This is a genomic window from Streptomyces sp. HNM0645, from assembly GCF_030056615.1.
Lineage (GTDB): Bacteria > Actinomycetota > Actinomycetes > Streptomycetales > Streptomycetaceae > Streptomyces > Streptomyces marianii.
The window spans coordinates 20,120-39,948 of the sequence record NZ_JASHLT010000033.1 but is presented as its reverse complement, the minus strand read 5'-3'; the positions used below and the strand labels follow the sequence as shown (position 1 = coordinate 39,948).

The window sequence follows — 19,829 nt, the reverse complement described above, 5'->3', positions numbered from 1 at the left end:
GGAGGAAGTGACATGACGGAAATTCTTGTGCAGAACGCTGCGACGGACGCGGCGACGACCATGGCGGTGGTCGAGCATCCCGTGTGGCAGACGCTCAAGGACGCCGTCGAGGAGATCAGGTCCTGGCAGTCCGAGGACGGTTCCATCGACTTCGGAGCCGAGGGTGCCCCGGTGCGCGCCGCCGCCGAGTACGCGGTCGAGCGGGTGACCGCCGCCGTGGAGGAGCTCTCCCCGCTGCTTCCGCACGACGCCGCCTACCATCGCGCGCTCGTCGCCGACCTGCGCAAATGGGCCGACGGTGCCTTCGGCGTGCCGGACTTCCTGGACTCGCTGCTGGCCTTCCAGCCCGCCGCCGACCGGGTGGACGGCCTCCAGCATCTGGTGGTCTTCCCCATGTACACGCAGAACGGAAACCCGGACCGCAACCTCGAGGCCGTCGTCCTGCGGATGGTCTGGCCGGAGTGGCTGGCCGAGCTGGAGGCGACCCGCTACGACAACCCGCTCTTCTGCGGGATCACCTTCGAGGACTTCACCGCCGGCTACGACACCAACTCGGCCGTGCTGTTCCCCGAGACCATAGCCGTGCGTGAAGCCCCCGAGCGCTTCAGCTGGGGCGGCATCTTCTGCGACCGCGAGGCCGCCCGCTTCCGCCGGGTGACCGAGGCCGCGGTGGAGATCCTCTCCATCGACCTCCCCGAGGACGTGGCCTCGATGGTCCACGACCAGGAGCGCTGCGAGAAGGCCTTCGTCCTGTGGGACATGATCCACGACCGCACCCACAGCCACGGCGACCTGCCGTTCGACCCCTTCATGATCAAGCAGCGCCAGCCGTTCTGGATGTACGGCCTGGAGGAACTGCGCTGCGACCTCACCGCCTTCAAGGAGGCCGTGAAGCTGGAGGCCGAGGGCAACGCACACGGCCGTGACGTCCAGTACGCGGTGCTGTTCGACCGGATGTTCCGCTTCCCCGTCACCGGCGACCGGGTGCGCAACTACGACGGCCTCGGCGGCCAGCTGCTCTTCGCGTACCTCCACAAGCACGACGTCGTGCGCTGGACGGACAACACGCTGAGGATCGACTGGGAGCGGGCCCCGCAGGTCACCAACCAGCTCTGCGCCGAGATCGAGACGTTGTACCGCGACGGCATCGACCGCCCGAAGCTCGTCCACTGGTTCAAGGCCTACGAGCTGGTCGCCACCTATCTCGCTCCGCACCCGGGCTCCCGCTGGGCCAAGGGGCCCGACGCCCTGGACCTGAGCCAGCCGCCGCGCAAGCTCGTCGACGACGTGCTTCCGGACGAGTTTCCGCTCAGCATGTTCTTTGAGGCGCTCTCCAAGAAGCTGAAGGGCGTGATCGCTTCCACCAAGGGCATCACGGCCCGGTCCGCCGAGCGAGTCGCCGCGTGAGCTCTCGGACGGAGGAGACCAGCACCATGAATGCGAACGGAAACGGGGTCCTCGACGGTGCGGTGATCGCGGTCGCGGGCGCAGCGGGTCCGGCGGGCCGAGCCACCCTGCTCCGCCTCGCCGAGGCGGGCGCGATCGTCGTGGCGTCGGACGCGGACACCGAGCGGCTGGCGCAGGCGGTCGACGAGGCGCGGTACGCGCACGGCGGTGCGACCGTCACCGGCGACACCGTCGACCTGCTCGACCCGACCGCGACCCGGGAATGGGCCGCGCAGACCGAGAAGGAGTTCGGCCGCGTCGACGGCCTCGTCCATCTCGTCGGCGGCTGGCGTGGCAGCGCGACCTTCGGTGAGACCGACCCGAGCGATTGGCAGCTCCTCGAGAAGCTGCTGATCCGTACGGTGCAGAACACCTCGCTCGCGTTCCACGAGGCGCTCAAGCGCAGCGACAGGGGCCGCTTCGTACTGGTCAGCCAGTCCGGGGCGGCGAAGCCCACCGAGGGCAACGCCGCCTACGCCGCCGCCAAGGCCGCTGCGGAGGCCTGGACCCTGGCGCTGGCGGACTCGTTCAGGAAGGCTGGGGGCGAGGAGGGCCCGCGCACGGCGGCTGCCATCCTGATCATCAAGGCGCTCGTGCACGACGCGATGCGCGCCGAGCGCCCGAACGCCAAGTTCGCGGGCTTCACGGACGTCAAGGAACTGGCCGAGGCCATTGCCGGAGTCTGGGACCGGCCCGCCCCGGAAGTGAATGGACAGCGCCTGTGGCTGACCCCCGAGCCGTGATCCCGCCGAGAACCGACGCCCGCCGGCACCACGACCCCCACGTACGGGGATTCGCCAGCGACAACTACGCGGGCGCGCACCCGGAGGTGATGGCCGCCCTCGCCCTGGCCAACGGCGGCCACCAGGTCGCCTACGGGGAGGACGAGTACACCGACCACCTCCAGCGGATCATGCACAGCCACTTCGGCTCCGGCGCCGAGGCGTTCCCCGTCTTCAACGGCACCGGTGCCAACGTCACCGCGCTGCAGGCGCTCACGGACCGGTGGGGTGCCGTCGTCTGCGCCGAGAGCGCCCACATCAACGTGGACGAGGGCGGCGCTCCGGAGCGGATGGGCGGGCTGAAGCTGCTGACCGTACCGACCCCGGACGGCAAGCTCACCCCCGAGCTCATCGACCGGCAGGCCTGGGGCTGGGAGGACGAGCACCGCGCCATGCCGCAGGTCGTGTCGATCACCCAGAACACCGAGCTGGGCACGGTCTACACGGTGGACGAGATCCGCGCGATCGTCGACCACGCCCACGGGCTCGGGATGAAGGTCCACCTCGACGGTGCGCGGATAGCCAATGCCGCGGCGTCGCTGGACGTGCCGATGCGCGCGTTCACCAACGCCGTCGGCGTGGACGTCATCTCGTACGGCGGCACCAAGAACGGCATGCTCTTCGGCGAGGCCGTCATCGTGCTCAACCCCGACGCCGTCAGCCACATGAAGCATCTGCGCAAGATGTCGATGCAGCTCGCATCGAAGATGCGGTTCGTGTCCGTGCAGTTGGAGGCCCTGCTCGCCAAGGACCTGTGGCTGCGCAACGCCCGGCACTCCAACGCCATGGCACAGCGGCTCGCCGAGGGCGTCCGGGCGGTGGACGGGGTGGAGATCCTCTACCCGGTGCAGGCGAACGCGGTCTTCGCCCGGCTCCCGCAGGAGGTGAGCCGCAGGCTCCAGAAGCGCTTCCGCTTCTACTTCTGGGACGAGGCGGCCGGGGACGTCCGCTGGATGTGCTCGTTCGACACCACCGAGGACGACGTGGACGCCTTCGTCCTGGCGCTGAAGGAAGAAATGGCGGGCTGATTCCGCCGGTGCGGTGGCGTCGAACCCGGTCGTCGCACCGGCGCCCTCGGCCGCATGGATGTGCGACCGGTTGAAAGTTCATTGACTATCGGCCGGTCGCATTTCCGTGCTTGCGCGTCATGGAGCTGATCCAGCAGGTCCCCGGGATCTCGGCCGGCCTCGTCGCCGGCGACGTCGTCGGTCACGGGCCTGGCGGGCGAAGTCGGGATCGTCAGGGCGCGTCGACGCCCACGGCCTGGTCGACGGACCCGGCAGCGAGGCGGGTTCGGCGCTTCCCGGCGACGCCGCGCGGCGCGCGGCGGAACGCGTCTCGACGGCCGCGCTCCGCACGAGGACCCGCGCACGGCCGGCGGGACGCCTGCAGTGCTTCGGGGCCGAGCCGTCCCCTGCCCACGGCTTCGCCGAGGCACCGACCGGGCGCGCCCTGACCGGTGCCGAACATGTCACGGCGGCGGGGCGGAACCCGCCGAGTCGCCGAGAAGCTCCGCCCCCGGCCCGGATCGCGGTCCGTACGGCCGGTGACGCCCCCGTGCTTCCGTGAGCCCCGTGGCGGGGATCCGGGTCCGGTCCCTGCGGCCGCGGGGAGGCCCACACGGAGGGAGGCCCCGCGGCAACCCGCTCAGTGTGCCTCGCGGACCTCGGCCGGCGTCGGGGCCGTACCGCCCAGGTGCGCGGGCACCCACCAGGTGTCGGAGGCGTCCTTGGGCCGCACCGGATAGGCGCGCTGTGCCGACTCCAGCAGTTCCTGCACCCGTTCCCGCAGCCGGCGGGTGATCGCCCCGGCGTACTGGTCCGTCGGCGCCTCCATGGCCTCACCGACGCGAATCGTCACCGGGATGTGGCTGCGCCGGAGGTTCTTCGGCCGGCCCTTGGTCCACAGCCGCTGCGTGCCCCACAGGGCCATCGGGACGAGCGGTACGCCGGCTTCCTGGGCGAGCCGCGCCGCGCCGGACTTGAAAGCCTTCAGCGTGAACGACTGGGAGATCGTGGCCTCCGGGAAGACGCCGATCACCTCGCCCGCGCGCAGCGCGTCCAGCGCGTGGGCGTACGCGGCCTCGCCCTGGTTGCGGTCCACCGGGATGTGCTTCATCCCGCGCATCAGCGGACCCGAGACCCGGTGCCGGAACACCGACTCCTTCGCCATGAAGCGCACCAGGCGCTTCTGCGGCAGCGCGGCCAGGCCGGAGAAGATGAAGTCCAGGTAGCTGATGTGGTTGCTCACCAGCACCGCACCCCCCGAGCGCGGGATGTTCTCCGACCCCTGGCTCTCGATCTTCAGGTCGAGCGCCTTGAACATCGCGAGTGCGGCGCCGATGACCGGCCGGTAGACGAGCTCTGCCATGTCGGGAGAGGCCCTTCCTTCTGTGTCCCGGGGAGGGTTCTCCCAGCGGAAGTTACGCAGCCGTAGGTTTTCGGCATTGGGCAGATCGTGCCCCATGTGCGGCGCTACGGCCAGTCCCCGGCGCGTCGTACGGCGAGATTCTCGTCACGTCGTGTCACCTGCACCGGTCACGGCGCCCGCGGCGCAGCGCGGTACCCGACGGGTCGGCAGCGCCCGGGCGGACGGGCGGCGGGCTGGGCGCGAATACGGTGGCGCCGAAGCCCGGCCCCTGACGTCGGCGTGGTCCGTGCCGCCCGGGGTTCCGCCGCGGGGCGCGGGGGTGGGAGCGCGGGAATCATCGTGGTCGTGTGCGTGCTGTAGGGAAGCGACGACGGGACCCGTGGTGCGCGGCGGTCCTCGCGGTGGCGGGGCTTACGGGCTGCAGCACCGGGGGACGAACGGGAGGCCGAAGGGTGCGCGGGAAGGACGTGGAGCGCCGGCTCGGCGCGGCCGAACTGGGTGCGGAGCTGGGGGAGAGGGCGACGCTGGTGCAGTTCTCCAGTGCCTTCTGCCGGCCGTGCGGGGCGACGCGGCGCACGCTCGCACAGGTCGCGGACATGGTCGACGGTGTCGCCCATGTGGAGATCGACGCGGAGGAGCGGCTCGCGCTCGTGCGCGAACTGGACATCCTGAGCACGCCCACCGTGCTGGTGCTCGACTCCCGCGGCCGGATCGTGCGGAGGGCGTCCGGGCAGCCCCGGAAGGCGGATGTCATCGCGGCCCTCGGTGAGGCCGTCTGACGGCGCGGAACCGGCGACGGCCGGGTGACGGTCCGTGACGCAGCTCGCATCTGACCGGGCCCACTTGACTGCACGCACCGGCAATCGTCAGTCTGACGATGTGCCAACAGAACTCCTTCCCACCGGCCGGAAGCAGCAACGGAACACCCCGGCCCACGACGCGAGCGCTCGCTGTCCGGGTGTCTGAGCAGCGACGACCCCGACCGAACTCCTCGCAGAAGGACCCTTCCATGGTGGCCACGCCCGGCCTCGGCACTCCTCGACTCGCATCCCCCGACCTGCTGCGCTCCGTCTTCCGCCGCCACGCGGCCGGAGTCGCGGTCATCACCGCGCACGGCGACCGTCCCGTCGGATTCACCGCCACCTCGCTCAGCTCCGTGGCGGCCGAGCCGCCGCTGCTCTCGTTCGGCATCGGCACCGCCTCCTCCAGCTGGCAGGTCGTCGCCGAGGCGGGGTACGTCGGGGTGCACATACTCTCCGAGGAGCAGCGCGAGCTGGCCGCCACCTTCGCCCGCAGGGGTGCCGACAGGTTCGCCGCGCCCACCCGATGGCGTAGCGGGCCTGAGGGTGTCCCGCTCCTGGACGGCGTGCTGGCATGGCTGGTCTGCCGGGTCGTCGCCCGGGTGCCCGCGGGGGACCACCGAGTGGTGATCGCCGAGGCGGTCGCCGGCGACCCGGAGGGGACCGGCCGTCCCCTGCTGTACCACCAGGGTCGCTTCAACGCGTTGAGGGACTGAGAGATCCCGGTTACGCAGCGTTGGCAAGGTCACAGTTCCAAGCGCTTGCTCACTGGGTAATCAGTGGATGTACTGGCGAGTAATATTTCGTTCGGAGCGCCGGTCGCCCCGACCGGAAACCCCGCCTTCAGGCGCCTATGCTGCCTGCACAAGGCAGCTCAGTAATGACGATGCAGTAGGAGAGCCGGCGTGAGCTTGAGGATCGTTGTCTGTGTGAAGTACGTGCCCGACGCCACCGGCGACCGGCACTTCGCCGATGACCTGACCGTCGACCGCGACGACGTCGACGGTCTGCTGTCGGAGCTCGACGAGTACGCCGTCGAGCAGGCGCTGCAGATCGCCGACGAGGCGGACGACGCCGAGATCACCGTGCTGACCGTCGGCCCGGAGGACGCCAAGGACGCGCTGCGCAAGGCGCTGTCCATGGGTGCCGACAAGGCCGTCCACGTCGAGGACGACGATCTGCACGGCACCGACGTGATGGGCACCTCCCTGGTCCTGGCCAAGGCGATCGAGAAGACCGGCTACGACCTGGTCGTCTGCGGCATGGCTTCCACGGACGGCACGATGGGCGTCCTTCCCGCGGTCCTGGCCGAGCGGCTCGGCGTCCCGCAGGTGACCCTGCTGTCGGAGGTCTCCGTCGAGGACGGCACCGTCAAGGGCCGCCGTGACGGCGACACCGCTTCGGAGCAGCTGGAGGCGTCCCTGCCGGCGGTCGTGTCCGTGACGGACCAGTCGGGCGAGGCCCGCTACCCGTCCTTCAAGGGCATCATGGCCGCGAAGAAGAAGCCGGTGGAGTCGCTGGATCTGTCCGACCTCGACATCGAGGCGGAGGAGGTCGGTCTGGAGGGTGCCTGGACCGCGGTGGACTCGGCGGCCGAGCGTCCGGCCCGGACCGCGGGCACCATCGTCAAGGACGAGGGCGAGGGCGGCAAGCAGCTCGCGGAGTACCTCGCGAGCCAGAAGTTCGTCTGAGCTTCGGTCACCACCCCAACCGCCCCGCATACTTCGCAAGCAGGAGAGAAGAAGTCCCATGGCTGAAGTTCTCGTCTACGTCGACCACGTGGACGGCGCCGTCCGCAAGCCCACCCTGGAGCTGCTGACGCTGGCCCGCCGCATCGGCGAGCCGGTCGCCGTCGCGCTCGGCTCCGGCGCCGAGGCCACCGCCCCCGCCCTCGCCGAGCACGGCGCGGTGAGGGTCCTGACCGCCGACGCGCCCGAGTTCGCCGACTACCTGGTCGTGCCGAAGGTGGACGCGCTGCAGGCCGCGTACGAGGCGGCGTCCGCCGGCGGTTCCCTGGCCGCGGTGCTGGTGCCGTCCTCCGCCGAGGGCAAGGAGATCGCGGCCCGTCTGGCGCTCCGCATCGGCTCCGGCATCATCACCGACGCGGTCGACCTGGAGGCCGGCGACGAGGGTCCGGTGGCCACGCAGTCCGCGTTCGCCGCCGCCTTCACCACCAAGTCCCGCGTCTCCAAGGGCACCCCGGTCATCACGGTGAAGCCGAACTCGGCCCCCGTGGAGGCCGCCCCGGCCGCCGGCGCCGTCGAGGCGCTGGACGTCACCTTCGGTGACAAGGCGACCGGTACCAAGGTCGTCTCCCGCACCCCGCGCGAGTCGACCGGCCGCCCCGAGCTGACCGAGGCCGCGATCGTGGTCTCCGGCGGCCGCGGCGTCAACGGCGCCGAGAACTTCTCGGTGATCGAGGCGCTCGCCGACTCGCTCGGCGCGGCCGTCGGCGCCTCCCGCGCCGCCGTGGACGCCGGCTGGTACCCGCACTCCAACCAGGTCGGCCAGACCGGCAAGAGCGTCTCCCCGCAGCTGTACATCGCCTCCGGCATCTCGGGCGCGATCCAGCACCGGGCGGGTATGCAGACCTCGAAGACGATCGTGGCAGTCAACAAGGACCCCGAGGCCCCGATCTTCGACCTGGTCGACTACGGCGTGGTCGGCGACCTCTTCGAGGTCGTCCCCCAGCTGACCGACGAGATCAAGGCCCGCAAGGGCTGAGTCGGGCAGCACGCCCGTTCGGGGCCGCGCGGTGAAGTCACCGCGCGGCCCCGCGGCGTTCCGGGGGACCATTGACGCAGGTCAGTCGCCCCCGATAGCTTCACTATACGGATTATTGATTCCGTCAGACGGAATGACGTGAGCGTGGAGGGTGCCGAGATGGGCCAGCAGGAGAAGGTGTCGACGAGCCTCGCCGGCGCGGTCAGCGAGGAGATCAGCACCTCCCTCGCACCGGTGGACGCCGAACTCGCCCGCCGGTACCCGGGAGACCCCGGCACCCGCCAGCCCGTCCACACCGTCTACGTACCCGGCGACGCCTTCGGTGCCGGAACCATCCGCTCCTGGGGCGACCAGGCGCTCGCCGCGCTGGACGAGCACGCACCGGACGCCGCGACCCTCGCGCGGGTGCTCGGACTCCCCGACGACCTCGCGGAGTCCGTGTACACCCGGGTGCGGGCGAAGCTGGAACGCGAGCCCGTGGAGGACCTGCGGGTCGACTTCGAGGACGGCTACCACGGCCGCGACGAGGACGCCGACGCCGCCCGTGCCGCCCGGCTGGTCTCCGAGGCGTACGCCCGGGGTACTTCGGCCCCGTACACGGGCATCCGCATGAAGTGCATGGAGGCCGCCGTACGCGACCGCGGGATCCGCACCACCGACGTCTTCCTGACCGGCCTGATGGAGCACGGCGGTCTGCCCGGCGGGCTCGTCCTCACCCTCCCGAAGGTGACCTACGCGGAGCAGGTCACGGCCTTCGTCAGGCTCCTCGAGGCCTTCGAGAAGGCCCATGGACTCGACGCCGGCCGCATCGGGTTCGAGATCCAGATCGAGACCAGCCAGGCCATCCTCGCCGCCGACGGCACCGCGACCGTCGCCCGGATGATCGACGCCGCCGAGGGCCGCGCCACCGGGCTGCACTACGGCACCTTCGACTACAGCGCCTGCCTCGGCGTCAGCGCGGCCCACCAGGCGAGCGACCATCCGGCCGCCGACCACGCCAAGGCGATCATGCAGGTCGCCGCCGCCGGTACCGGCGTCCGGGTCTCGGACGGCTCCACCAACGTGCTGCCGGTCGGCGGCACCGACCACGTGCACGAGGCCTGGCGGCTCCACTACGGGCTGACGCGCCGTGCCCTGGCCCGCGCGTACTACCAGGGCTGGGACATGCACCCCGGCCACCTCCCGACCCGCTACGCCGCCGTGTTCGCGTTCTACCGCGAGGGCATGGAGGCCGCGGCCGCACGCCTCGCCGCGTACGTCGCCCGGACCGAGGGCGACATCATGGACGAGCCCGCCACCGCCAAGGCGCTCAGTGGCTATCTGCTGCGGGGCCTCGACTGCGGTGCGCTCGACGACGCCGAGGTCGCGCGTCTCACCGGCCTCACCCGGGCCGAGCTCGACGCCTTCGCCCGGCCGCGCCGCGGCGATCTGACGGCCACCGCGCAGTAGTCGCGGGAACGGCCCCCGCCGCCCACAAGGAGGTTCGACGGCAGAGTCCGCCGCACCGGTCGCGACCGGCCTCCGCAGGGGTCGGCGGGGTCCGGGCCGACCGGACGGACCGTCAGGCGCCGGGGGGTGGCACCTCGCCCGAGCCCCGGGCCAGGAGTTCGGTCGTCAGCTGCACGCGTGCCGGCGCCTCGGACACCCCGTCCAGCCGGCGGAACAGCCGCTCGGCGGCGGTACGGCCGAGCGCGGCGGCATCCTGGGCGATCACCGTGATGCCCAGCAGATCGGCCAGTTCGATGTCGTCGAAACCGACGAGGGCGACCGGGGTCTCCCGGCCCGCCAGCAGTCGCACCGCCGTCACCGTCACCCGGTTGTTGCCCGCGAACAGGGCGGTGACCGGCTCGGGGCCGGAGAGCATCTCCTCCGTCGCCGCCGTCACCCGCGCGGGGTCCGTCGAGCCCAGGGACACCCAGCGCTCGTCCACCGGCAGCCCGGCGTCCTCCATCGCCGCCCGGTAGCCCCGCAGCCGTTCCACGGCGGTGTGGATGCGCGGTTGGTCGCCGATGAACCCGATCCTCCGGTGCCCGTGCGCGATCAGGTGCGCGACGCCCTCCCGGGCGCCGCCGAAGCTGTCGGAGAGCACGACGTCCGCGTCGATCCGGCCGGCGGGCCGGTCCACGAACACCGTCGCCACGCCCGCCTTGATCTCGGGCTCGAGGTAGCGGTGGTCGTGACCCGCGGGGATGACGATCAGACCGTCCACCCGGCGGGCACACAGCGCGAGCACCAACTCCTGTTCCCGGTCGGGATCCTCCGCGCTGGAGCCGTTGATCAGCAGTGCCCCGTGCGCCCGGGCGACCTCCTCCACGGCCCGGCTCAACGGCCCGTAGAACGGGTCGGCCAGATCCTCCAGCACCAGCCCGATCGAGGCGGTACGGCCCTTGCGCAGCACCCGCGCGCTGTCGTTGCGACGGAATCCCAGTGCCTCGATGGCCTCCTGCACCCGGCGCTCGGTGTCCGGGGTGACGCCCGGCTCGCCGTTCACCACGCGCGAGACCGTCTTCAGCCCGACTCCGGCTCGCGCGGCCACGTCCTTCATGGTGGGCCGGTTGCCGTAACGGGTGTCGGTGCGGCGGGCGAACTCGGCCACGATGCGCTGTCCTGTCGTCGTCGGGAGTGCCCGTCCGGGCGCCTGGCGGATACTGCGTGCGCCCGGTTCGGGGCTGTGCGAGGGTGTGGCGTCGAGCATAGGCCCTGGACAACGTTGTCAGGGGAATGGAGACTGGTCGGAGAAGCAGCTGGTCCGTCCCCGGGAGATCGCACACCGATGCATAACGACCTCGTCGCCGCGCTCGACATCGGCGGTACCAAGATCGCCGGCGCGCTGGTGGACGGCAGCGGCCGGATTCTCCTACGGGCGCAGCGTCCGACGCCGGCGCGCGAGGACGGCGAGACGGTGATGCGCGCGGTCGCGTCGGTACTCGGCGAGCTCTGCGCCTCGCCGATCTGGCTGCACGTCACCGCGGTGGGCATCGGCAGCGCGGGTCCGGTGAACGCGTCAGCGGGCACGGTCAGCCCGGTCAACGTCCCCGGCTGGCGTGGGTTTCCACTGGTGGACCGGGTGCGTGCGGCCACCGGCGGGCTGCCGGTGGAACTGGTCGGCGACGGTGTCGCCATGACCGCGGCCGAGCACTGGCAGGGCGCGGCACGCGGATACGACAACGCCCTGTGCATGGTGGTCTCCACCGGCGTCGGCGGTGGCCTCGTGCTCGGCGGCAGGCTGTACCCGGGGCCGACCGGGAACGCCGGTCACATCGGCCACATCAGCGTCGACCTCGACGGCGACCTCTGCCCGTGCGGGGCGCGCGGTTGTGTGGAACGGATCGCGAGCGGCCCGAACATCGCCCGCCGGGCCCTCGAGGGCGGCTGGCGTCCCGGCCCGGACGGGGATTCCTCGGCGGCCGCCGTCGCCGCGTCCGCCGCCGCGGGCGATCCGGTCGCGATCGCCTCCTTCGAGCGGGCTGCTCAGGCCCTGGCCGCCGGAATCGCCGCCACCGCCACGCTCGTCGAGATCGGTATCGCCGTGGTGGGCGGGGGAGTGGCGGGTGCGGGAGAGGTCCTCTTCGCCCCCCTGCGCAGCGCGCTGCGCGACTACGCCACCCTCTCCTTCGTCAAGGACCTCGTCGTGGCGCCGGCCCTGACGGGCACCGACGCCGGTCTCCTCGGCGCTGCCGCCGCGGTCCGGCCCGGCCCGCGCGGCCAGGCGGAGGCAACGGCGGCGGGCTGAGGACCGGGGCGGCGGCGACGCCGGGCCGAGCCGGACGCGCCGGCGGGCGAACTCCGCCGCGGCGCCGAACCGCGGTCCGCAGCCGGGGGGTTCGGCGCCCGCGTCCGAGGCACCGGGGTCCCCGGGCGAACCAGGTTCCGCCAGAGGCCCGCCGTTTCACGGCCGGTGGACGACCGCCGCCGGGTGTGCACCACCGCCGAGCGGCGGCTGGGTGGCTCCGGGAGTCGGCGGGTACACCGCACTGCCCGGCGGTGAGGCGTGCGAGGCGGCGTCCGGTACCGGGGATGCGTCATCCGGTGACGCACCGGTCCGGCGGGCATGCCGCGGTGCTGTGCCGGAGGAACGCTCCGGCACAGCACCGCGGCATGCCCGGGTCGTGCCGGATCAGTTGCCGTTGCCGGGATAGTCGTTGTCGTCGTCCTGGGCCTGGGTCAGGGGCACCGCGATGTCGACCACCTGGACCGGGAACGCCTGGCCGACCCTCGTGGNTGCCGGATCAGTTGCCGTTGCCGGGATAGTCGTTGTCGTCGTCCTGGGCCTGGGTCAGGGGCACCGCGATGTCGACCACCTGGACCGGGAACGCCTGGCCGACCCTCGTGGCCTCACCGGTCAGCAGATCGACCCGGTAGAAGCCGGTGGTGCCGCCGTTGGTCTGGAGCGAGGCGAAGCCCTGGTTCGTGGCCTTGGCCGAGGAGTAGATGTCGAATCCGGCCGGAAGGCCGGCGTTCATCCCCAGATCACCGGTGGACTCGAGGACGCCGGTGTTCGGCGGGGACACGACGCCGACCTGGTCGCCGTTCGCGTCGATGACGAACAGCGTGGTGTCGGTGGCCGGGGCCATGTCGTTGTTCGTGTAGGCCGCGCCGGCCACCCCGAGGACCGTGAGGTCGGTGTCCTCCTCGGTGTTGCCGTCCTCGACGTGGTGGCGGAGGTTCTGGCCGGTGTTGCTGACGATCCGCAGCCGGTTGGCGGAGGCGCTGAAGTCCACGCCGAAGTGGGTGCCCTCCAGCAGGACCTCCAGCCGGTGGAGCAGGGTGGCCGCTGCGGTCTGCGCATTGATGGTGTACACGCCGCCGGCGTTGCCGACGCCGTACAGCTGGCCGTCCTGTGCCCGGTAGTCGATGCCGACCAGCGTCGTGTCCTCCTGCAGTCCGGTGACCGCGCCGATCTCCTTGACGTCCTGCGGACGGTTGGCACGGAACTGCACGAGCCTCTGGTCACTGGTCAGACCCGTAACGGTCAGACTCTTGCTGCCGCCGCCGTTCTCGTTGCCTCCGTCTTCCATGCCGACGGCGGTCGCCGGCGCGGCTGTGGCGATCGAGGCCGCGAGGGCAAGAGCGATTGCTGCTGCACGCATAAGATCTCCGAGCTCTCTTCGGACGCCCCCATCCGATGAGGCGTCAACACGCCGACGATAAGCATGTAAATCACCGTATAGCGCTCTGAATAGACCCATAAGGCGTCGCCCGCTGCTCCGACCGAGGGAACGCGATCACCGCGTGTCGGGCCCTCGCCGGGCGTGGCGAGGACGGGCGTCGCGCAGGCCCGTCAGAGGCGTCCGCCGGTGGAGTGACCCGCCGGCCGGTGTTCAGCCGCCTTCCGAGGGAAGGGCCGGTCGGCGTCCGGAGTCGCACGAAACGCCGACGCCGTGGCCGGCTGGGCGGCGATCCCCGCGCCGGCACCCTTCGGCGTTTCGTGCGGTGTGGAGGTGAGGCGTCGGGACGTCCTCCCGTGCTCACGCGAAGGCGTGCAGGGTCACCGCGGCACGTGGTGGAGCAGCGGGCGCCGCTTGAGCGCGGATACGCCCCCGCGCCGCGCCGAAATGCCCCGTGCGGGGGTTTCCCGGGCCCCGACCTGCGGCATCAGGGTCATGGGCACGACAGAAGGGGGTGCGCGCATGGCCTGGTACCCAGGCGCCACCAAGTACGAGCTACAGCCAGAGTCGGACGGTCAGCCGGCCATCCGGCCCACCCAGTTCATCCTGCACAGCATCGCCGCGCCGTGGACCGCCCGACGGCTCTACGAATACTGGAAGTCCACCAACCTCGAGTCCCATTTCGGTCTCGGCTACGAGGGCGACCTGGGCCAGTACATCGGCACCGAGACCCGTGCCGACGCCAATGCAAGCGCGAACCGGCGCCCGGACGGAACCGGCGCCGTCAGCATCGAGACCGCGTCGAACACCAAGTCGTCGGACCCGTGGACCGATGCTCAGGTCGAGCAACTGGTCCGGCTCGGGGTGTGGCTGCACCAGCGGCACGACATCCCGCTCCGTATCTGCCGCAGCCACGACGACCCCGGCTACGGCTACCACCGTCTGCACTCCGCCTGGGCGGTGTCCGGCACCGCCTGCCCGGGGGACGCCCGGGTGCGCCAGTTCAAGAACGTCGTCTTCCCCGGAATCGTCGCCCGCGCGACCGGACAGAGCCCGCCCCAGGAGGCCCCCGACATGCCGTCCATGCTGAATGAGTCCAACTCCGTGGACGTCGCGCTCCGTTCCGGTGTCTGGACGGGCCTGGCCTTCACGGACGCCGTCCTGCACTCGGGGCCCCGGCGCCACTCGACCCTGGTCCATCTGCTGTTCGCCGACAACACCCACGAGGAGGCGCGGATAGAGGGCCGGTTCTACCTGACCGACACCGCGGGCCGAAACCCGTCCGCGTACCTCACCGTCACCGGAAAGGGACCCGGCGGCCACCAGTTCCAGTGCACCGCGGACGTGCCCAAGGGCCGCCATCTCCGGTTCGAGGTCCGGGCGACCACACCGGACGGGTCGTCGGTGCGACTGCTCCACCGCGTCGTCTCGGGGCCGTACTGGGCCCTGTGACCCCGGGCGACGGGCTCAGCGGGACTCGGCCCCCTGCTGCGGGATCACGACGAGGAACGCGTCCGTGTCCAGATCCATGACCACCTCCGCCGGGACGCCCTCGTCCCGGCGCCTCCGCGCGAACTCCTCTGCCGGTCGGCTCCCTCGCGGGCCACCGGCGGGAAACGTCTCCAGCACCGTTCGGCGCATCCCGCACCCCCTTGCTCGTCCGTGATCCCCAACGAAGCTCCGTCCGGATGTGTTACGGCCCGGGCCCGCGCGGCGGGCGCGACGCTTCCGGAGTGACGTTTCCGTGGCAGGGTGTTGCGGGCAGTCCACAGGGGGCTACGGAGGAGGGGGAACCGTGATCGTCTGGATCAACGGTGCGTTCAGCGCGGGCAAGACGACCACTGCTCGCGAGCTGATCGATCTGATCCCGAACAGCACGTTGTACGACCCCGAGGTGATCGGCGTGGCGATGCGGGCCCTACTGCCGCAGAAACGACTCGCCGAAGTGACGGACCACCAGGACCTGCCCATCTGGCGCCGGCTGGTCGTGGACACCGCGGCCGCGCTGCTCGCCGAGGTCGGCGGGGTGCTGGTGGTTCCGATGACTCTGCTGCGGCAGGAGTACCGCGACGAGATCTTCGGCGGCCTCGCCGCGCGCCGGATCCCGGTCCGGCATGTGCTGCTCCGCCCGGACGAAACGATCCTGCGCTCGCGGATCGCCGCCCGTGAGGAGCCGTGCGCTCCCGGGGAACGCCCGGGGGAGGACGACGCGTACGACCACATCGAGCGCTACCGCGCCGCCCTCGCCTGGCTGACCGCCGACGCCCACGCCGTCGACAACTCGTGCCTCACGCCGAGGGAGACCGCGGAGACGGTCGCGGAGGCCGTACACTCCGGCGCGGCCGGAGTCAGCGACATCGTGCAGACGGCGGAACCCACGGCCGAGACCCTCGCCGCCGGAGTCCTGCTCTTCGACGAACAGGACCGGGTGCTCCTCGTCGACCCCACCTACAAACCCGGCTGGGAGTTCCCCGGCGGGGTCGTCGAGGCGGGCGAGGCCCCGGCACGCGCGGGGATCAGGGAGGTCGCCGAGGAGATAGGCATCGAGCTCGGTGCCGTGCCGCGGCTGCTCGTCGTCGACTGGGAGCCGCCCCGGCCACCCGGGTACGGAGGGCTCCGGCTGCTCTTCGACGGAGGGCGGCTCACCGGCGACGACGCGGCCGAGCGGGTGAGCCTGCCCGGGGCCGAACTGAGGGACTGGCGCTTCGCATCGGAGGAGGAGGCCGCGGGGATGCTGCCCCCGGTCCGCTACGAACGGCTGCGCTGGGCCCTGCGGGCCCGGGAACGCGGCACGGTGCTGAACCTGGAGGCAGGCGTGCCCGTCTGACGAGTACGAGGCGCGGCGTCCGGTGCCGTCCGGTGCGTCGAGCCGGTCGGTCGCCCGGCTCGACACACGTCCACCGGGCGGCCCGGCCCACGGCACGTGCGCGCGGGCTCGCGCCCGGAAACGACCCGTGCCGCGCCGGCCGGGCACCGTCCCGCGTCGGGTCACGGCGTGACCTCGCCCGCGCCGCTCAGGACGGCGGCCGCGTCCTCCGCGAGCGGGTCGCCGTGCCCGAAGCACACCGTGGACGGCGCCAGGGACGCCAGCCGCCGCACCGAGTCCACCGCCCGCTCGCGGTCCACGTTGAAGACGCCCGGCATGACCCGGCCGACTCCCGCGACTGCGTCCCCGGTGAACAGGACGCCGTGGCACGGCAGATGGACCGCCACCGAGCCGTCGGTGTGGCCCGGTACGTGCACCACCCGGGCCCCGCCGCCGAAGTCCAGCTCGTCGCCGTCCTCCAACTCCCGGTCCACCCGCACCGGCGGCGCCACCGGGACCGTGAGGGCGTGCTCGTACAGAGAGCGTTCCCAGTCCAGCAGCACCGGTTCGGGCACCGGCGCCGTGCCGCGGATCACCGGAGCGTCCAGCCGGTGGGCCATCACCTCGGCTCCGAACCGGTCGGCGAGTTCTCCCGCGGCGCCGATGTGGTCCCGATGGCAGTGCGTCAGCACGATCCGGCGCAGCCCCGCCGGATCGGCGCCGAGCGAGCGGACCGCCCGTTCGACGCCCGGTGCGGCGGTCACGTCCCCGGCGTCGATCAGGGTGAGTTCGTCCCCGTCGCGCCACAGGAAGGCCTGACCGATGCGGAAGCGGAACATGTGCAGTTGCGGCAGTACCTCGATGACGTCCATGCGGCGAACGTACGCGGTGACGGCCCGCTGCCACCCCGGTCCACGCTCTCGGCGAACTTCGCCGAGAGCGTGGACCGGGGTGGCCGGCGGTGGTTCCCTATGCTCGGCGGGAGCGCGCGTAGTTGACCAGGAAGTGCGCCTCGGCCACGGACAGCCGCTCCAGTTCCTCCGGCGAGACGCTCTCGTTGACGGCGTGGATCTGGGCGTCCGGCTCGCTCAGCCCGATCAGCAGGATCTCCGCCGACGGGTACAGCTCGGCGAGCGTGTTGCAGAGCGGGATCGAGCCGCCCATGCCCGCGGCCTGCATCTCCTGGCCCGGGTAGGCGATCCGCATGGCCTCGGCCATCGCCGTGTACGCCGGGCTCCGCACGTCGGCGAGGAACGGCTGGCCCTGGCCGACCTGCTCGACGCTCACCCGGGCGTTCCACGGCGTGTGCTTCTCGATGTGGGCGAACAGCAGCTTCGTCGCCTCGGCGGCGTCCTGGCCGGGCGGTACCCGCAGACTGATCTGCGCGCGGGCGCTCGCCGGCACCGAGGGGGTGGCGCCCGCGACGGGGGAGCAGTCGACGCCGATCACCGTGACGGCCGGGCGCGCCCAGATCCGGTCGGCGACCGTGCCGTCGCCGATCAGGTCCACACCGTCGAGGACCTTCGCGTCCTTGCGGAAGTCGGCTTCCGGGTACTGGAGTCCTTCCCAGGCGGTGTCGGCGTCGAGCCCCTCGATCACCGTCGAGCCGTCCTCGGCGCGGAGCGAGTCCAGGACGCGGATCAGCGCCGCCAGGGCGTCCGGCGCGGCGCCGCCGAACTGCCCGGAGTGCAGATTCCCCGCCAGGGTGTCGATCGTGACCCGGACCATCGTCATCCCGCGCAGCGTCGCGGTGACGGTGGGCAGTCCCACCCGGAAGTTGCCGGCGTCGCCGATGACGATCGTGTCGGCGGCGAGCAGATCCGGATGCGCCTCGGCGTACCGCTCGAGGCCGCCGGTGCCCTGCTCCTCGGAGCCCTCCACAATCACCTTGACGGAGACGGGCACCCCGCCGTTCGCCTTGAGGGCGCGCAGCGCGAGCAGGTGCATGATGAAGCCGCCCTTGCAGTCGGCGGCGCCGCGCCCGTACCAGCGGCCGTCGCGCTCCGTCAGCTCGAACGGGGGCGTCACCCACGCCGACTCGTCGAGCTTCGGCTGCACGTCGTAGTGCGCGTACAGCAGCACGGTGGGGGCGCCCTCGGGGCCGGGCAGGAAGCCGTACACGGACTGCGAGCCGTCGGGGGTGTCGAGCAGCGCCACGTCCTGGCAGCCCTCGGCTCGCAGCGCCTCCGCGACCCAGTTCGCGGCGGCCTCGCACTCGCTCCCGGGGGCCACCGCCGGGTCCGCCACCGATTCGAACGCCACCAGTTCCGCGAGCTCCGCCTTCGCGCGGGGCATCAGGGACGCGACGGTCTCGGCGATCGGATTGGCGGTCATGGGCACGCTCCTTGTGGGTGCGACGTTGTGTGTAGTGCGAAGGTACGGCGATCCTCCCACAGCGTGACGGGCGGTGGCCGCGCCGTAGGATGCCGTGGAGACCTTGGGCCGAGCGACGGATCGGGAGCAGAAGCACATCGTGAGCAGCGAGAACGCAGATGCCGTCAACGGGCGGGACGAACCGGTGTGGGACGTCGTCGTGGTCGGCGCGGGTCCCGCGGGAGCGTCGGCGGCCTACGCGGCCGCGGTGACCGGCCGACGGGTGCTCCTTCTGGAGAAAGCCGAGCTGCCTCGCTACAAGACCTGCGGCGGCGGGATCATCGGTCCCTCGCGGGACGCACTGCCGCCAGGATTCGAACTTCCCCTGAAGGACCGGGTGCACGCGGTCACCTTCTCGATGAACGGCAGGCTGGCCCGTACCCGGCGCTCGCGGCGGATGCTGTTCGGGCTCATCAACCGCCCGGAGTTCGACGCCGCTCTGGTGCAGCACGCGGAGAAGGCCGGCGCCGTCCTGCGCACCGGTGCCACCGTGTCCCGGGTCGAGCAGCACGGACCGGCCGTGCCCGACCGCCGCACCGTCGCGGTCGTGCTCGCCGACGGGGAGACCGTCCTCGCACGCGCCGTGGTCGGGGCGGACGGCAGCGCCAGCCGCATAGGAGCGCACGTCGGGGTGAAGACGGACCAGGTGGATCTGGGCCTGGAGGCGGAGATCCCCGTGCCCTCCACTGTCGCGGAGGACTGGGCGGGCCGGGTGCTCATCGACTGGGGCCCGATGCCGGGGAGTTACGGCTGGGTGTTCCCGAAGGGCGACGTACTGACGGTCGGGGTGATCTCGGCCCGTGGCGAGGGCGCCGCCACCAAGCGCTATCTCGAGGACTTCATCGCCCGGCTGGGACTGGCCGGGTTCGAGCCGGCGGTCTCCTCCGGGCATCTGACCCGCTGTCGCAGTGACGACTCGCCGCTGTCGCGCGGGCGGGTGCTGGTCTGCGGTGACGCGGCGGGACTGCTGGAGCCGTGGACCCGGGAGGGCATCTCCTTCGCGCTGCGCTCGGGCCGGCTTGCCGGGGAGTGGGCGGTGCGGGTCGCGGAGGCGAACGACGCGGTCGACGCCCGCCGCCAGGCGCTCAACTACGCGTTCGCCATCAAGGCGGGGCTGGGTGTGGAGATGGGCGTCGGCCGGCGGATGCTCGCGGTGTTCGAACGGCGTCCGGGAATCCTGCACGCGGCGATCACGGGTTTCCGTCCGGCCTGGAAGGCGTTCTCCGACATCACGCGCGGAGTCACGACGCTGGCCGGCATCGTGCGGACGCACGGGGTCGCCCGGCGCGCCCTGGAGGCCATGGACCGCTCCCGCCCCGTGCCGCCCGCCCCGCGGGACCGGGCGACGGACGCCGCGGGTGGGGACGACGGGGCGGACGGAGCCCCCGTCACGCCCTGATCGCCGGCCGTGCGGTGATCA

General features: G+C 71.9%; 18 protein-coding genes. 12 read left to right on the top strand and 6 right to left on the bottom strand.

Annotation, left to right across the window (positions count from 1 at the left end):
• Positions 1 to 12 precede the first annotated feature (12 nt).
• Genes QMZ92_RS22505 through QMZ92_RS22495 form a run of 3 tightly spaced genes read left to right on the top strand, consistent with a single transcriptional unit; the run spans position 13 to position 3,256 of the window.
• Complete coding sequence (locus QMZ92_RS22505; RefSeq protein ID WP_283299213.1) at positions 13 to 1,407, top strand: DUF6421 family protein; 1,395 nt, start codon at positions 13 to 15, stop codon at positions 1,405 to 1,407.
• A 26-nt stretch (positions 1,408 to 1,433) separates the two neighbouring features.
• On the top strand, positions 1,434 to 2,189 hold the full coding sequence (locus QMZ92_RS22500) for an SDR family NAD(P)-dependent oxidoreductase (RefSeq protein WP_283299212.1): 756 nt from the start codon (positions 1,434 to 1,436) through the stop codon (positions 2,187 to 2,189).
• The gene (locus QMZ92_RS22495) at positions 2,186 to 3,256 is read left to right on the top strand and encodes a threonine aldolase family protein (RefSeq protein WP_283299264.1); all 1,071 of its coding nucleotides are present in this window, start codon (positions 2,186 to 2,188) and stop codon (positions 3,254 to 3,256) included. Before QMZ92_RS22500 ends, QMZ92_RS22495 begins: the two co-directional genes overlap by 4 nt.
• Before the next feature lie 619 nt (positions 3,257 to 3,875).
• Here the strand turns inward: QMZ92_RS22495 and QMZ92_RS22485 are convergent.
• Positions 3,876 to 4,598 (bottom strand): lysophospholipid acyltransferase family protein, encoded by a 723-nt coding sequence (locus QMZ92_RS22485; protein WP_283299211.1) that lies wholly within the window; start codon positions 4,596 to 4,598, stop codon positions 3,876 to 3,878.
• A gap of 347 nt (positions 4,599 to 4,945) precedes the next feature.
• Between QMZ92_RS22485 and QMZ92_RS22480 the strand changes: the two genes are divergently transcribed.
• The 5 genes from QMZ92_RS22480 to QMZ92_RS22460 all read left to right on the top strand — a co-directional run bounded on the left by QMZ92_RS22480 (position 4,946) and on the right by QMZ92_RS22460 (position 9,571).
• On the top strand, positions 4,946 to 5,377 hold the full coding sequence (locus QMZ92_RS22480; protein WP_502962112.1) for a TlpA family protein disulfide reductase: 432 nt from the start codon (positions 4,946 to 4,948) through the stop codon (positions 5,375 to 5,377).
• Positions 5,378 to 5,607: 230 nt separating this feature from the next.
• The gene (locus QMZ92_RS22475) at positions 5,608 to 6,114 is read left to right on the top strand and encodes a flavin reductase family protein (RefSeq protein ID WP_283299210.1); all 507 of its coding nucleotides are present in this window, start codon (positions 5,608 to 5,610) and stop codon (positions 6,112 to 6,114) included.
• A 189-nt stretch (positions 6,115 to 6,303) separates the two neighbouring features.
• Complete coding sequence (locus QMZ92_RS22470; protein ID WP_283299209.1) at positions 6,304 to 7,089, top strand: electron transfer flavoprotein subunit beta/FixA family protein; 786 nt, start codon at positions 6,304 to 6,306, stop codon at positions 7,087 to 7,089.
• Positions 7,090 to 7,147: 58 nt separating this feature from the next.
• Positions 7,148 to 8,122 (top strand): electron transfer flavoprotein subunit alpha/FixB family protein, encoded by a 975-nt coding sequence (locus QMZ92_RS22465; RefSeq protein WP_283299208.1) that lies wholly within the window; start codon positions 7,148 to 7,150, stop codon positions 8,120 to 8,122.
• A gap of 159 nt (positions 8,123 to 8,281) precedes the next feature.
• Positions 8,282 to 9,571 carry a DUF6986 family protein gene (locus QMZ92_RS22460; RefSeq protein WP_283299262.1) on the top strand — a complete coding sequence of 430 codons (1,290 nt, stop codon included), beginning with the start codon at positions 8,282 to 8,284 and terminating at the stop codon, positions 9,569 to 9,571.
• Positions 9,572 to 9,683: 112 nt separating this feature from the next.
• Here the strand turns inward: QMZ92_RS22460 and QMZ92_RS22455 are convergent, their stop codons facing one another.
• Positions 9,684 to 10,667 (bottom strand): LacI family DNA-binding transcriptional regulator, encoded by a 984-nt coding sequence (locus tag QMZ92_RS22455; protein WP_283299261.1) that lies wholly within the window; start codon positions 10,665 to 10,667, stop codon positions 9,684 to 9,686.
• Positions 10,668 to 10,895: 228 nt separating this feature from the next.
• Here QMZ92_RS22455 and QMZ92_RS22450 point away from each other — a divergent pair, with 228 nt between their 5' ends.
• Positions 10,896 to 11,855 carry an ROK family protein gene (locus tag QMZ92_RS22450; protein ID WP_283299207.1) on the top strand — a complete coding sequence of 320 codons (960 nt, stop codon included), beginning with the start codon at positions 10,896 to 10,898 and terminating at the stop codon, positions 11,853 to 11,855.
• Positions 11,856 to 12,351: 496 nt separating this feature from the next.
• Here QMZ92_RS22450 and QMZ92_RS22445 read toward each other — a convergent pair whose 3' ends face one another.
• The gene (locus QMZ92_RS22445) at positions 12,352 to 13,212 is read right to left on the bottom strand and encodes a DUF4394 domain-containing protein (protein ID WP_283299206.1); all 861 of its coding nucleotides are present in this window, start codon (positions 13,210 to 13,212) and stop codon (positions 12,352 to 12,354) included.
• Between the two features lie 540 nt (positions 13,213 to 13,752).
• Between QMZ92_RS22445 and QMZ92_RS22440 the strand changes: the two genes are divergently transcribed.
• On the top strand, positions 13,753 to 14,682 hold the full coding sequence (locus QMZ92_RS22440) for a peptidoglycan recognition protein family protein (RefSeq protein ID WP_283299205.1): 930 nt from the start codon (positions 13,753 to 13,755) through the stop codon (positions 14,680 to 14,682).
• A 15-nt stretch (positions 14,683 to 14,697) separates the two neighbouring features.
• On the opposite strand, the gene QMZ92_RS22435 is transcribed toward QMZ92_RS22440, so the two are convergent.
• The gene (locus tag QMZ92_RS22435; protein WP_283299204.1) at positions 14,698 to 14,871 is read right to left on the bottom strand and encodes a DUF8839 family protein; all 174 of its coding nucleotides are present in this window, start codon (positions 14,869 to 14,871) and stop codon (positions 14,698 to 14,700) included.
• A 154-nt stretch (positions 14,872 to 15,025) separates the two neighbouring features.
• Here QMZ92_RS22435 and QMZ92_RS22430 point away from each other — a divergent pair, with 154 nt between their 5' ends.
• Positions 15,026 to 16,057, top strand: a complete 1,032-nt coding sequence (locus QMZ92_RS22430; RefSeq protein ID WP_283299203.1) for an NUDIX hydrolase — start codon at positions 15,026 to 15,028, stop codon at positions 16,055 to 16,057.
• Between the two features lie 161 nt (positions 16,058 to 16,218).
• On the opposite strand, the gene QMZ92_RS22425 is transcribed toward QMZ92_RS22430, so the two are convergent.
• Complete coding sequence (locus QMZ92_RS22425; protein WP_283299202.1) at positions 16,219 to 16,908, bottom strand: MBL fold metallo-hydrolase; 690 nt, start codon at positions 16,906 to 16,908, stop codon at positions 16,219 to 16,221.
• A gap of 97 nt (positions 16,909 to 17,005) precedes the next feature.
• Positions 17,006 to 18,370: a dipeptidase gene (locus QMZ92_RS22420; protein WP_283299201.1), complete on the bottom strand. Its 1,365-nt coding sequence runs from the start codon at positions 18,368 to 18,370 to the stop codon at positions 17,006 to 17,008.
• 139 nt (positions 18,371 to 18,509) lie between these two features.
• Between QMZ92_RS22420 and QMZ92_RS22415 the strand changes: the two genes are divergently transcribed.
• Positions 18,510 to 19,808: a geranylgeranyl reductase family protein gene (locus QMZ92_RS22415; protein ID WP_283299200.1), complete on the top strand. Its 1,299-nt coding sequence runs from the start codon at positions 18,510 to 18,512 to the stop codon at positions 19,806 to 19,808.
• Positions 19,809 to 19,829: the final 21 nt, after the last annotated feature.